Annotated in this window: 12 protein-coding genes; 5 read left to right on the top strand and 7 right to left on the bottom strand. The window is 39.2% G+C overall.

What is annotated here, in order from left to right; genetic code table 11:
* Nucleotides 1-63 precede the first annotated feature (63 nt).
* Nucleotides 64-1,749 (bottom strand): sensor domain-containing diguanylate cyclase, encoded by a 1,686-nt coding sequence (locus CWB85_RS00160; protein ID WP_016708784.1) that lies wholly within the window; start codon nt 1,747-1,749, stop codon nt 64-66.
* Nucleotides 1,750-2,096: 347 nt separating this feature from the next.
* Here CWB85_RS00160 and CWB85_RS00155 point away from each other — a divergent pair, with 347 nt between their 5' ends.
* The gene (locus tag CWB85_RS00155) at nt 2,097-2,876 is read left to right on the top strand and encodes a DUF2189 domain-containing protein (protein ID WP_138553745.1); all 780 of its coding nucleotides are present in this window, start codon (nt 2,097-2,099) and stop codon (nt 2,874-2,876) included.
* A 4-nt stretch (nt 2,877-2,880) separates the two neighbouring features.
* Here CWB85_RS00155 and CWB85_RS00150 read toward each other — a convergent pair whose 3' ends face one another.
* From CWB85_RS00150 to CWB85_RS22730, 3 genes are all read right to left on the bottom strand, one after another.
* On the bottom strand, nt 2,881-3,855 hold the full coding sequence (locus tag CWB85_RS00150) for a GNAT family N-acetyltransferase (RefSeq protein WP_138553744.1): 975 nt from the start codon (nt 3,853-3,855) through the stop codon (nt 2,881-2,883).
* Between the two features lie 129 nt (nt 3,856-3,984).
* Complete coding sequence (locus CWB85_RS00145; RefSeq protein WP_249314742.1) at nt 3,985-5,919, bottom strand: TonB-dependent receptor domain-containing protein; 1,935 nt, start codon at nt 5,917-5,919, stop codon at nt 3,985-3,987.
* Nucleotides 5,891-6,211: a TonB-dependent receptor plug domain-containing protein gene (locus tag CWB85_RS22730; protein WP_249314741.1), complete on the bottom strand. Its 321-nt coding sequence runs from the start codon at nt 6,209-6,211 to the stop codon at nt 5,891-5,893. Before CWB85_RS22730 ends, CWB85_RS00145 begins: the two co-directional genes overlap by 29 nt.
* A gap of 165 nt (nt 6,212-6,376) precedes the next feature.
* On the opposite strand from CWB85_RS22730, the gene CWB85_RS00140 reads away from it, so the two are divergent.
* Both CWB85_RS00140 and CWB85_RS00135 read left to right on the top strand, forming a co-directional pair.
* On the top strand, nt 6,377-6,841 hold the full coding sequence (locus tag CWB85_RS00140) for a DUF4920 domain-containing protein (protein ID WP_244390301.1): 465 nt from the start codon (nt 6,377-6,379) through the stop codon (nt 6,839-6,841).
* Complete coding sequence (locus CWB85_RS00135; protein ID WP_138553743.1) at nt 6,834-7,400, top strand: PepSY-associated TM helix domain-containing protein; 567 nt, start codon at nt 6,834-6,836, stop codon at nt 7,398-7,400. The genes CWB85_RS00140 and CWB85_RS00135 overlap by 8 nt, the downstream gene beginning before the upstream one ends.
* A gap of 43 nt (nt 7,401-7,443) precedes the next feature.
* On the opposite strand, the gene CWB85_RS00130 is transcribed toward CWB85_RS00135, so the two are convergent.
* Nucleotides 7,444-8,811, bottom strand: a complete 1,368-nt coding sequence (locus CWB85_RS00130) for an alkaline phosphatase PhoX (RefSeq protein ID WP_016708778.1) — start codon at nt 8,809-8,811, stop codon at nt 7,444-7,446.
* A gap of 285 nt (nt 8,812-9,096) precedes the next feature.
* Here CWB85_RS00130 and dps point away from each other — a divergent pair, with 285 nt between their 5' ends.
* Entirely contained in the window at nt 9,097-9,609 is a 513-nt protein-coding gene (gene dps, locus CWB85_RS00125) for a DNA starvation/stationary phase protection protein Dps (RefSeq protein WP_016708776.1), read from the top strand.
* 144 nt (nt 9,610-9,753) lie between these two features.
* On the opposite strand, the gene CWB85_RS00120 is transcribed toward dps, so the two are convergent.
* Together CWB85_RS00120 and CWB85_RS00115 are read right to left on the bottom strand one after the other, a co-directional pair.
* On the bottom strand, nt 9,754-11,421 hold the full coding sequence (locus CWB85_RS00120) for a methyl-accepting chemotaxis protein (RefSeq protein WP_016708775.1): 1,668 nt from the start codon (nt 11,419-11,421) through the stop codon (nt 9,754-9,756).
* A gap of 305 nt (nt 11,422-11,726) precedes the next feature.
* The gene (locus CWB85_RS00115) at nt 11,727-12,176 is read right to left on the bottom strand and encodes an Lrp/AsnC family transcriptional regulator (protein ID WP_016708774.1); all 450 of its coding nucleotides are present in this window, start codon (nt 12,174-12,176) and stop codon (nt 11,727-11,729) included.
* A gap of 100 nt (nt 12,177-12,276) precedes the next feature.
* Here CWB85_RS00115 and CWB85_RS00110 point away from each other — a divergent pair, with 100 nt between their 5' ends.
* The gene (locus tag CWB85_RS00110) at nt 12,277-12,870 is read left to right on the top strand and encodes a LysE family translocator (protein WP_138553742.1); all 594 of its coding nucleotides are present in this window, start codon (nt 12,277-12,279) and stop codon (nt 12,868-12,870) included.
* Nucleotides 12,871-12,888 lie beyond the last annotated feature (18 nt).

Genomic DNA, 12,888 nt, shown 5'->3' with positions numbered 1-12,888 from the left:
TTTTTTCACTATTTTTCTGTAGCGCTAACACTCAATTGCCTGTCAATACTAAATTACATATCTTTAATAACCAAACTTAACACAATTACGACCAGCCCGCTTGGCTTCGTAAAGAGCTTCATCAGCTCGTGCAACGAGTTTATTTGGGTCATCCTGAAACTGAAATTCAGCAACGCCAAAACTGGCTGTTTTTCGCCCAACAGCTGGAAATTCTACACTTTCAATTGCGACACGTAATTTCTCAGCAAGCTGTACGACACAATTTATTTCGATACTGGGCGCAATAATCAAAAACTCCTCTCCCCCCCAACGACCAACAATGTCTACATCGCGTGTATGCTCAATTAGTGTCTGTGCTATACGTATGAGTACATCATCTCCAACAATATGACCATATTTATCATTAACTTGTTTAAAGTAATCCACATCAAGCAAAATAATAGAGAATGTTGAATCATAGCGTTTCGCATGTTTTATCTGCTTATCTAACACTTGGTCAAGTCGCATACGATTGGCTAACTGTGTAAGTTGATCGGTGATCGACAACCGAGTGACATCTTCTATGGAGGCTTCTAGATCCGATGTCACCGCATCAATAAAACGTAGTAATCTAGATACTATGCGAGTATGTTTATTAGCATAAGGGTCGGGCAAACTTAAAGGCTCTGACACCCTACTTTCTGTTGTAACTAAGTTTCTTTTAGGCTGAGATCCTTCGCGTAGACCTACCGCCACCATTGTCGAGTTTAATAAGGTTAATTTAGAAGTACCAAAAAATTCACCATAGGTGTAAAACCCGAACGTTGGGGCTATCCTCTGTAACGGTAAAGTCTCTAACTCCACACTCTCCTGCATTAAAAAGCGTCGGCATCCACACGTATAAAGAAAAACCACCTGAGGGAAAAATTGTGCCATTGACTGATGAAGGCTTTTTGAATTTTCAATTATTAAATCGATATCGCCATAGCCAATACGAAATGTCTCGCCTTCTTTTATATCGGCAACAAATCGCAGTGCTCCACCTTCATTTGTTGCTACTGGGACTCGCGCCAACATTCCATCTTCGCGCTCTAGCAAAAACGGAAACTCCAATGCATTTAAAAAGAACTGCTCATCACTGGGTATGTCCAAATAACGATGATAAACATCAAATGCAGGTTTATCATCTACCTGTAAAACATTCAAACCATCAGCCTGCGTTATCCGCATAGCGCGGCTCAGTGGTTGCCACCCTAAATAAGTCGTGGCTTCAACATGAAGATCGCGACCACAAAAAATGACAGCTATTGCTCCTCTATCAAACATCTTTGTTTTAGAGAAGACTAATGAGTTTGTCGTTGCTGAATAATCCCCAGCTCCGCCACCAAAAATAGGATAACCACTTAGGGTTGATTCTATCCCTTGCAGTAGTTTGGATGCATCGATACTCAAAGGAGTCGAAAGTAGCAAGATACCTGCAATTTCAGTAGATGATTGGCTGATGCGTCGACCTAACTCAGCACCCGTGCCAAGCTCATCGCTATAACACGCCATAGCAACAACCTTTATTCTTGATGACTCAAAAAAAGTAAAGCCAATCACTGTTTGATTCGTTATCAATTGGCCATGAGCGACCTCACCTATCGTAGTTGCCCCAACCACTATAGCCATCGGTAACTTAGCGCTGATGAGCGCTGTAATTGCAGTTATTTTTTTCTGTTCAGCTTCGCCACAATAAACCTGAACTAGCTGCGCCTGTGAACCTGTCATTGCACAAGAAACCTCCCCTACTACAAGCTCTGCTGTTAATGTCTTCAGATCTGTATAAATATGAGTAACATGGTGGATCATAGATACCTCAAGAAAATTAAAGCAAAACAGTTGCTATCTACTATGTACTGCTAAGCGCACTCATCTTTGAGTTTAGACTAGTAGCACTAAGTTTTAGTAAAAACATACAAAACTAAAAACTTTATTTAACATTAATATTCACTGCTGTACTACAACACAAAATATGCACTAAACACTCCATCTAACATGAAAATATTCAATTGACGATTTGTAAATAATACATCCATATCCTAAACCTATAGAGTAGCTCTAAGAGGATCATCGATATGCCAACTACTAACACAATTGATAAAAACGCTGAATTTGCGCGTTGTTTAGAGTGCAACAAAGTCAGCACTTTTGCAGCCTTTCATTGGCTTGCCCTCGCCTTTAAAGATATGACTCAAGCACCTATATTGAGTCTTATTTATGGCTTAATATTTACAGTGATACCACTGACAATTATTTATTCTGCCGTTTTCACAGGAACCCATCTTGTTATTATCCCCGCGACCGTGGCGTTTGCTTTAATTGGCCCTGTATTTGCTGTGGGTTTATATGATGTAGCTTGGGAGCTTGAAAAAGGTCATACACCGACTTTACTGCATTCGTTAAAGTCTATGTTCAGAAATCCTGTTGGTGAATGGGGCTTTGCCGTATTGCTTATGGTGGTCATGATTATTTGGATGCGTCTTGCGGCGTTAGTGCATGCATTATACCCAAGCCATGCAAACCCGACGTTTGAAGAACTCTCTGCATTTTTAACTTTAGGTACCATCATTGGCGGAATATTGCTCGTCACTGTGTTTGCCATTTCAGCATTTACGCCACAGATCATGATGGAAAGACGAGTCGATATAATGACCGCTGTTATGTCTTCTATGAATGCCGTTAAAACTAATTTTAGCGCAATGGTTGTGTGGTCTGGCTGTATCTTTATATTAGTTGCGATTGGTTTTATCACTGGCGCAACAGGCTTTATTGTCATTATGCCGCTACTAAGTTACGCCAGTTGGCATGGTTATATTGCCGTGATCAAAACCAAAAAACCAAGAGAATATGAGTAAGTTTTTATATAAACAATTGCGCCGGTAAATAAAGCTCTTGGCGTAGTAATTTGCGGCCTTGTTTAAGTGCATTTTTATATGAAGGCTGATTGTTCGCATCAATATAACCAAAGAAAAGCTCAAAATCGTGAACATGCTGCTGGTAATAGAGGCGCTGCATCGGTGAGGCTAAACCTTGGCCTCTATATTGTTTAGCAATAAAAATATCACTCACCAATAAACCATCAAAGCCCAATTCTTCACTTGCCTCCCCCATAACCATGCCGAAAGGCTCGCCTTTATAAAATGCCATGCAGCATAAGTCAGCTTCAATCGAATCCATCAATTCTTCTTTCTCGCTGATTGGCACTATACTTGCCATTGCTGGGTTTTCGGTTAGAAACTTGTTGTACTCCTGCTCATACCAAGGCCAATATTTATCTAGCTCAAAGGGCTGTAAAGAGATATCCGCTTTTAAATCATCACACACACCAAGCAATGGCGTTTGACTGCCTAACAAAGAATCAACGGCGCGAGCATCTGGTAGTGACAGTAATTGCTGCGCTTGTTGTGACTTAGGTGCAGGCCACACACAAATGTGTTTAGGCGTGCACCAACAAAACACCTTGCGAATGTAAGTGACGAGTTCTTTTAAAACCGATTCTGTTAATGCATGTTCGCTAAAGACTTCAAACATGGTTTCGTCATCATCATTACGACACACACTGACTATGAATAAACCACCGTCGTCGCCTTCAACAACTTGTGCAAATAAGTCGTCATCAACCACGTCATCACTGATATTACGCCGCTGGCGTAACTCAATAAAGTCATCACTCGTGCAATCGTCATTTAATGCGAGTAAATCCTGAGATTCTTTGTTGATTGCTTTTTCGATATTTAAATCAGTTATATCTGTGAGGTTATAGGTGTTAAGAACCCCAACTCCTAGACGGCGTAAACACATGTCGTCGATTTTATAGAGTGGATAATGGCGCATAATTTCCCTTTACAAGTCCAAGATAAACCTTATATGGGGACGAAATGAGTTTTTATCAAACAACTTATGTTTTTAATCAAAAACAGGCCCATAATTTGGCCTGTTTTATTTATTCAATCATAATAAAGATTAAAACTGATAACTTAGCGACACTTTATAGTTACGACCAAGCTCGGCTGGGTCACTCGCCTCAGTGGCTGGCGCTCTTAAATAACGTTTATCCGTTAAATTATCCACCCCTAACCTCACGATGAAACCTTCTAAACTGCCGGTGGCTTGATATTTGGCATTCAGGTTATAAACAGTGTATGTATCTGTACCATAACCGTATTCTAAGTAGGTATCGCTTAAACGTTTTTGCTCACGGTAATGCAGCATTTGTAAACCTACATTAAACTGCTCGGTGAATTGATAGTTAGTATTCCAAGTAATTTTATCTGCCGGTGCTTCAGCATAAGGCTGCTGCGTGTAATCAATGGTTCCTAAAAAGAAGTTAGGCATTCCTTCAACATCCATATTAATCGTTGAATAACCTACATACATATCGATTGCTTTAAAGGTATATTGTGCTTCGATTTCAATACCATGACTAAATAATTTACCAATATTCTTAGCACTATAATCACGGTGAGTAGCAACAGGTATACCATTAGCAGGTTGTGGCCCTGGCGAACCAAGTTGTTTTTCGCCATCAGCATCGAGGTAATACATAAATGGCACGTTATCGATGTAATTATTGATTTCGTTATCAAAGTAAATGGCTTTAAAGCTTAAGTTATCTGCATAAGGCAGATTTTGCCAACTGAGACCAAAACCCATTTCAAGATTATCTGAGTCTTCTGGTTTAAGATCTGGCTGTGGTTCGCTGTAGCAAATCTTGCCGCCAATATGACAGCGCCATTCATCTTGTTTATAAAGCTCTTGCAGCGAGGGTGCTCTAAATGCTTCAGCGCTTTTTAAATATAGATTAAGGTAGTCAGTTACTTTAAATGTAAGGCCAAGTTCGCTCGATAGCTCATTACCTTCATTGCTATCAAACTGTTCAAAGTGGTCACTTTCACGCTCATACGCATCAAACCTTAAACCTGCGGTAATTAACAAGCGCTCATCAAAGAATGTACTTTGATCAATCAAAGATAATGACCAGTTTTGTGCATCGCTATTGCCGTAATAAGTAGACGCTTGCTGATCCTTCCACTGAGTTTGCTTGAAACTTTCAGTGTCATATTGTAACTCTACGGCAAGTTTATGGTTGATAGCACCTTCAAAGGTCGATAAGTTTGCAAACCGAATACCTTTACGGGCACTTTGCCCTTCACTGTTACTATCGTAATTTATTTTATTGGTTCCACGCTCTATATACCCTTTGGTAATCTCATCGTAAGTTTTTTTAGAATAGAAAGCTTGTACATCTAAATCAACGTAATCGCTTTCACCTTGATAGGTGTATTTAAGCATGCCTTCGAGATAATCATTTTTGTAATCTTCAGCAAGCGTGGGGTATGCAATAGCTAAATCAAGTCGCTGACCATAGGGCTGATCAACCGACTCAGTTTTACTGTAATCTAGCTTAGTTTTAAGGCTATGATGTGAGTTAAAGTACCACGTATTTTTTAGGGTCGCATTTTGTCGTCTTGATTTGTTTTGTATTTTGCTCAGTTGCTGAATTTGTTCGTCATCCGTTGCATCTTCCTTAGCAACAACATCAATATCATCATATTCAACTTGTCCGAGTGATAAAACGGTATCACTAACATCATTTAAATAGAACAGATCAGCATTAAAGTCATTCGCGTCTGAAACCGATTGATGTGTCACCGAAAATCGAGCGCCAAAGCCCTGCTCATCACCTAAATAATCACTTGCATCCTTGGTCACTAAGCGAATACTGCCACCAATAGCACCAGAGCCTACCGTCAGTGAGTCAGCACCACGTAAAACTTGGATTTGTTTTAACTGATCAGGGTTAATACCTAATGAATTAATTTGCGCGATGTTTTGACTACCATCGGAATCAATTTTACGTTTTACATCATCAACTGATGATATAAATACGTTCGCCATATAAGCCGCGAATAGCCGGCTGCCCTGATAAAGGCGCAACACTGCCTGACAGCTCAACCCCTGGGAGGGTCTTAAGTATTTGGTTTAAATCAGCCGCTTGTTGCCTATCTATTTGTTCTGTAGAAAGTACCGATACAGAACTCGCAACATCTTGATTTAGAGCTGTTAGCTTATGACCTAACACTTCAATTTGCTCTATGTCTTGAGCTTTTTTATCAGAGTCAGTCGCTGCGAATGTAGAAAAATTAGAAAGAGCCGCTCCAACACATAGAAAAACATACGAAAATTTCATATCATCACTCCTTAATAAAAATCATTACCATTTAGTTTTGTGGCGATTTTAGGGTCTTAACTCTAAAATTGCAATAAATAATTACTTATGGTTATATAAAAAAGTGGATTGTTTATCCGAATCTTATAATTAACTTGGCTAATTTATCTTAATACAAAAGGAACTATGATGAATTTTTGCAAAATATTAATTCTGATGATTGCAACTATTGGACTATCTTCAGCTGCAGCCGAACAATTTGGTAAACCTGTCGATAATACTAATCGGTTAAAAATTTCGACTATAATGGCCGCACCAGATAACTATTTAGATCAACCAATTACTATTGAAGGTACCGTTGTTGGTGTATGCGCTAAACGTGGCTGCTGGATGACGATTGCCTCTGATAAGCGTTTTGAAAACCTGCAAATTAAGGTTAATGACGGTGATATGGTATTTCCTATGACAGCAAAAGGAAGTAAAGCAATTGCAACCGGAAAGCTAAATAAAATCCAACTAAACTTAGACCGCACCAAAGCCTTACTAGCGCACAGAGCACAGCAAGCAGGAAACGAATTTGACGAAAATACGGTGACAGAGCCTATGGCAATTTATCAACTTGTACCTACAGGTGTAGAGATTCTTGAATAAAAGAAAAATAAATTGGTACAAATTAAACCGGAGTTTACATCGTGATATCGGTTATTTTTGCATTGGTTTAGTGATCATTTTTGCTGTATCAGGCATAGCGGTTAATCACAAAGATGACTGGAATCCTAATTACCGTGTCGAGCAAGCTATAGCACCTATATCCACCCAAAACTGGTCACTTGATAATGATGAAAAGCTAATAAGTCAGTTACTTGTAACAAGTCAGATTGATGAAAAAGTGAAAGCCTCTTACTGGGCATCGCCGACGCAATTTAAAGTATTTTTTAAAAATGGCAACAACCTGTTATTAAATCTAAAAGATCAGCAAATAATATATGAGAAAATAACCCCTCGTCATGTGTTTCAAGCATTTAACCGCTTGCATCTGAACGAGACGAAAGCATCTTGGATTATATTTTCCGATGCCTTTGCGGCTTTACTGATTTTTTTGGCTTTAAGTGGCTTGTTTATGATTAAAGGCAAACACAGTCCTTGGGGGATGAGATCACTCTGGGTGATCAGCGGTATTGCCCTACCTGCAGTATATATATTTCTATGAGCTGCGATAAAGTGAAGATAAGTATCTTCACTTTATCTTACTATTAACCCTTAAAACTATCCCATGGACCTGTGATGGCCAAGGTTTTCGTTGGTGTAAATACATTTACAAACAGGGTTTTACCATCCGGTGAAAAGCAAGCCCCAGCTAACTCAGCCTGAGTATTTAAGCGAGCAAAGTTATATACCTCACCTTTAGGTGTTACACCACGCAAATGGTTATCAACCACATCAGTGTACTGGTCTTCACAAACAATTAAATGCCCGTTTGGTGCAACGGTTAGGTTATCACCAAAGTTATAAAGCGAGCCATCGGTGCTTTCAACAAAAAGTTGAATTTTCCCTGGATCGGTTTGCTCTTGACTCGTGCCTTCAAACTGCGATGGTACATACTTCATAACTTGACCAAGTTGCTTTTTACCGCCATTAGTACAACAAAAATACAGTTCATTATTACCCCAATGAATGCCTTCACCGCGGGCAAATAATGCAGCGCCATTGGCATAGCCACGTAAGCGTAAGTCATCTTTTGGACTTTCGGGATTATCTAAATCAACCCACTCAACATCCATATTTTGATGCAATGCCATATTAGCACCAGCCCAATTTCGGGTATCAAATTGTGGTGTGGTTTTAATAACCATAGCTTGCAACCTGCCGCCTTTGTGTAATTTTCCGTACTCATTTGGAATGAAGCGATAAAATAAGCTGTCGCCTTTGTCTTCAGTAAGGTAAACAATACCTGTTTTCGGGTCGATTGCGGCAGCTTCATGGTTAAAGCGCCCCATCGCTTTTAACGGCTCAGGATCCACTAAGCCTTTAGCATTTGCAGGAACTTCAAAAATATAACCGTGATCTTGAGCAAAACCATCGGCTTTAGTTAACGTAGTTTCTTCGCAGGTAAGCCAAGTTCCCCACGGCGTTATACCGCCAGAGCAGTTACGGATAGTACCAATGAGAGATAAGTACTCTTGCTCTTTTTGACCTGTTTTAAGGTTATAAATAATATGGCTGGTGCCGCCTGGCAAAGCGACACCTTGTTTATTAGTATCATAAGCCTGCGGTGTTTTATGCGTTTGCGCGCCAGCATCTGCTTTAGCTAAATCAGTGGGTTTTAGTTCATGATTTCGAACCAAGGCAACCCTGTCATCATCAAGCTCAAAGCACCCCATGCCATCGGCTTTATCAGGCACAAATTGACCGTCAACCATTTTCTCACCAAGCTGAGAAATCACTTTATAACTAAAGCCTGCAGGTAAATCTAAAAGTTTGTTACTATCTGCAATTAAAGGTCCATAAGCAGCAAGATCACTGCCTAAGTCTGTGACTGGCACTTTACCAAATGCACTGCGAGAGAGTCCTACAAACGCAAGCGTTCCCGCACTAAATAAAAACTGTCTTCTGTTAATCATTACTGCTCATTTTTTATTGCTGACAAAATTTGCCAACATCATAAATTAAAAGCGTTAACAAAAATCGGGCCAACCAGTAAATTCACGAAATTGTCATAATTTCAAGCCATGAATAATTTACACAGCCATGCATGTTTTTCATATCAATTACCTTTGTGATCATAGCCACTTCGCAAAAAATAAATATAACAGATTGAAAAAGCTGATAATTATTAAAATTTAAACTCGGCATGCCCATTGCTTCGGTTAAGGTATACCCGCTTAGTTTTTAATTTAGGAGGAATTATGAGTAATAGTAAAGTCGCTGAATTTACCGCCCCTGGGATGAATAGTGAAGCTGCAGAGCAAGCAATTGCACAACTCGACAACCGTATGGTTGCATTAATTGATTTGCAGCTTACCTTAAAACACATTCACTGGAATGTGGTGGGTCCTAACTTTATTGGTGTACACGAAATGCTCGACCCGCAAGTAGCTGCTGTTCAAGAGATGACAGATACTATCGCAGAACGTATTGCCACATTAGGTGGCGTGCCAGTAGGGACACCTAAATCAATTGTTGATCGCCGCTCTTGGGAAGATTACTCAATTGGTAAAGGATTAGTGAAGGATCACCTTGTTGCTCTTGATAAAGTATACAACGGAGTAAATGGCGACCACCGTAAGGCTCTTGAGAAACTATCTGAGCTTGATCCTGTGTCAGAAGATATGATCATCGCGCAACTTGCTGAGCTTGAGCAATTTCAGTGGTTTGTGCGTGCTCACATTGAATCATCAACCGGTGAATTACAAAGCTAACCTAGCAGCTATTTACTTGCTTTAATAGCCTCTATTAAAGCAAGCACTTAAACAAAGGCCAAGCGTTTAACGCTTGGCCTTTTGTAATTTAAACACTTTTTATACCCAAACCATCAATTAAGTATCAATTTTGCGCTTACTATATTAAATTTTGAACTGGCCAACGAGATCACCCAAGCTTTCGCCTCGCTCAGCTAAATGATGGCTAACCGTTGAAGTCGTTTTTATTGAGCGGGTAAGTTCATTAACTATTTCTTGAATAGCAAAAACATTGCGATTAATTTCTTCAGTCACACTGCTTTGCTCTGTAGCTGCGGTGGCAATCTGTGTACTCATATCATTAATAGTTGTCACGGCGCTTGTTACCGCGCCTAAACTTTCTGAAATAGCTCTTGATGACTCAACTGAGCGATTACAACTTTGCTGACTGGCTAACATTGCCTCAACAGCTGCCGTGACAAGAGTATGTAACTCGTTAAGCATTTCATTTATTTCTAACGTACTTTCTTGCGTACGACTGGCAAGGCTTCTCACTTCGTCAGCAACAACAGCAAAACCACGGCCTTGCTCCCCTGCTCTTGCAGCTTCAATGGCCGCATTAAGGGCAAGTAAATTAGTTTGCTCAGCAATGCCACCGATAACACTTAATACGCTATTAATTTTTTTCGACTGTTCACTTAATGAATTAACCTGCTCAGCGGCTTGATTAATTTCTTTCATTAAATTTGAAACTTCATCTAAAGAAACATCGACGCATTGTTGAGCATTGGCAACGTCTTGAGTAGCTGACTGAGTCGATACTGCAACTTGCGTTGTATTTTGTGCTACTTCCTGAGAGGTGGCAGACATTTCTGTAATTGCAGTGGCTACTAATTCTGTTTCGTGATTATGATTTAGTAATTGGTTTTCAATTAACTGAGTTTGCGTATTAATACTATTTGATGAGTCTTTTACATCACAAGTTACATCCGCTACATTAGCAATAATACTATGTAACTTACTCACAAAAACATTAAAGGAGTTACCTAGTTGACCTATTTCATCGTGGCTATGAACTTCTAATCGCTTAGTTAAATCGCCTTGTCCTTTTGCTATATCATCTAAGCTTTTAACCATATTTTGAATTGGTTTAACCATAGTATTAGCCGCAACTAAAGCAAAAAACACCGTTAAAATCACCCAAAATAATGCGATCAATAATAATGTCGTTACTTTTTCATTCATGTGTTCTTGTATTGTCATTTGATATTTAGCAAGCTCGGCTTCAATATCATCCATGTATTCACCTGTCCCTATCATCCAATCAGTGCCAGGGATCATCGCTGCATACCCTATTTTTTCAACTAAACCAGATGTATTAGGTTTTTGAAAATGATAATAAAAAGCACCACCACCTTGCCTAGCTTGCTCAAGTAAGCCAACGATGATTTTTTTGCCGTTAGGATCTGTCATTGCTATCTGATTTTGTCCTTCAATGGCATCACCTAAAAGCGCATGAAAAATACTTACGCCTTTTGTATCATAGATAAAAAAGTAACCATCATTACCAAACGTAAGGTCACGCAATGCATTTATTGCATCTTCTTTAGTACCTTTAGAAAGTCCGTAACTAACAACTTTACGGCCTATCTCAACCTCGTTTGCTAATAGACTTTCTTTATCAGTAATCAATTTTGCTTTAAATGATGCAAAATTTAGTTGTTGATTATGGTGCTCTAAATAATATGAGCTGGCCATTAAGCTAATTAACAGCAGCGTGAATGGTAATATAGCTAATAACAACAGCTTGTTTTTCAGACTTAAATTACTCATTTTATCCCTCGTGTAACAATGTAGAAGCTCAATGGTATTGCTACATCAAGAGCTTATAAAACCTAATAATAGTACCTATTTACAATAAAGTATTTATTCGAAACTAAAGCTACCCACATGCTATATTCACATATAAATTCTCGATATAAGACAAATATATAGAAATTGATATTAACTCTATCGTGTAAGAAATAATCATGAAGATGAATAATACTTTGCAACGCCGCAGCGTCACTTTGCTACCTAGGTTTGAGTGCAGCCGCATTGTACGCGTTTAGTACCTAGAGTAAACACTTTAAAACAGATTACGCCCGCTCATCTTTTGGCGAATCCATAACTATATGTGATGTTATAGTTCGTACTTGTGGGATTGACCCTAATACATCTGCATGAAACGCTTTATAAGATTTTATATCCGCCGTTTCTACTCGTAACATATATTCAAAAGAACCTGTCACGTTATGACACTCTTTTACTTCATCTATAAACTCCAGTGCTTGCTCAAACGCACGTTGCGATTGTGTCGAATGCTCATTTAAACCCACACCTACATAAGCGATAAAGCCTAGTCCAAATGCTTGATTATTAATAACGGCGCGATAGCCTTTTATCACGCCTGTTTTTTCTAATTCTTGTACACGGCGCAGACAAGCGGACGGCGATAAACCGACATGCTCAGCAAGCTCTGCGTTAGCTATTCGGCCATTGATTTTTAACTCTTGCAATATTCTTTCGTTAATTCGATCTTTTTTCATATTTTTCTACCAAAAAAAATTATTTAAAACGGAGTTAGCGCAAAAATTGCGTTTAAATAAGAATATAATTGCACAATCATTCTCCACCGAGCAACTAAAAATGAATATTGAATTATTATCTGCATTAGTATTATTTGCATTTGTTTCTTCTATCACCCCTGGACCTAATAACTTCATGTTAATGAGCTCAGGGGCTAACTTTGGCTTTAGACGCACAGTGCCGCATATGTTGGGGGTCGCATTAGGGTTTGTATTAATGTTAGTACTCGTTGGTCTTGGGGTAATGCAATTATTTGATTTATTTCCAACCAGCTATCAAATACTTAAAGTGTTGTGTATTGGCTACTTATTTTATCTTGCCTATAAAATTGCCACCAGCCAAACAGCTGAAGGTAATAACCAGGATAAGGCTAAGCCTCTTACGTTTGTACAAGCTGCACTATTTCAATGGGTGAATCCGAAGGCATGGACCATGGCACTGAGTGCCATGAGCGTTTACGCTCCATCAAAAAACGTCCACGCAACACTGATCGTTGGCTTGGTTTTTGGTTTAATAAACTTGCCCTGCGTGAGCTCATGGACACTGCTAGGGCAAAAGCTACAACACCATTTAAAAGATCCGCGGCGTTTGCAAAGATTCAATATAACAATGGCTTTGCTATTAATGGTCTCAGTGTTATTTAGTATGGTTTAAAGCCACGAACACCAATAA

The organism is Pseudoalteromonas sp. S1727, from assembly GCF_005886375.1.
Lineage (GTDB): Bacteria > Pseudomonadota > Gammaproteobacteria > Enterobacterales > Alteromonadaceae > Pseudoalteromonas > Pseudoalteromonas haloplanktis.
This window is presented reverse-complemented; position numbering and strand designations above follow the sequence as displayed.

Bases quoted from the DNA above. Each gene is read 5' to 3' on its own strand.
- CWB85_RS00160 (WP_016708784.1), bottom strand. From the start codon at position 1,749: ATGACAGGTTCACAGGCGCAGCTAGTTCAGGTTTATTGTGGCGAAGCT.
- CWB85_RS00155 (WP_138553745.1), top strand. From the start codon at position 2,097: ATGCCAACTACTAACACAATTGATAAAAACGCTGAATTTGCGCGTTGT.
- CWB85_RS00150 (WP_138553744.1), bottom strand. From the start codon at position 3,855: ATGCGCCATTATCCACTCTATAAAATCGACGACATGTGTTTACGCCGT.
- CWB85_RS00145 (WP_249314742.1), bottom strand. From the start codon at position 5,919: ATGGCGAACGTATTTATATCATCAGTTGATGATGTAAAACGTAAAATT.
- CWB85_RS22730 (WP_249314741.1), bottom strand. From the start codon at position 6,211: ATGAAATTTTCGTATGTTTTTCTATGTGTTGGAGCGGCTCTTTCTAAT.
- CWB85_RS00140 (WP_244390301.1), top strand. From the start codon at position 6,377: ATGATGAATTTTTGCAAAATATTAATTCTGATGATTGCAACTATTGGA.
- CWB85_RS00130 (WP_016708778.1), bottom strand. From the start codon at position 8,811: ATGATTAACAGAAGACAGTTTTTATTTAGTGCGGGAACGCTTGCGTTT.
- dps (WP_016708776.1), top strand. From the start codon at position 9,097: ATGAGTAATAGTAAAGTCGCTGAATTTACCGCCCCTGGGATGAATAGT.
- CWB85_RS00120 (WP_016708775.1), bottom strand. From the start codon at position 11,421: ATGAGTAATTTAAGTCTGAAAAACAAGCTGTTGTTATTAGCTATATTA.
- CWB85_RS00115 (WP_016708774.1), bottom strand. From the start codon at position 12,176: ATGAAAAAAGATCGAATTAACGAAAGAATATTGCAAGAGTTAAAAATC.
- CWB85_RS00110 (WP_138553742.1), top strand. From the start codon at position 12,277: ATGAATATTGAATTATTATCTGCATTAGTATTATTTGCATTTGTTTCT.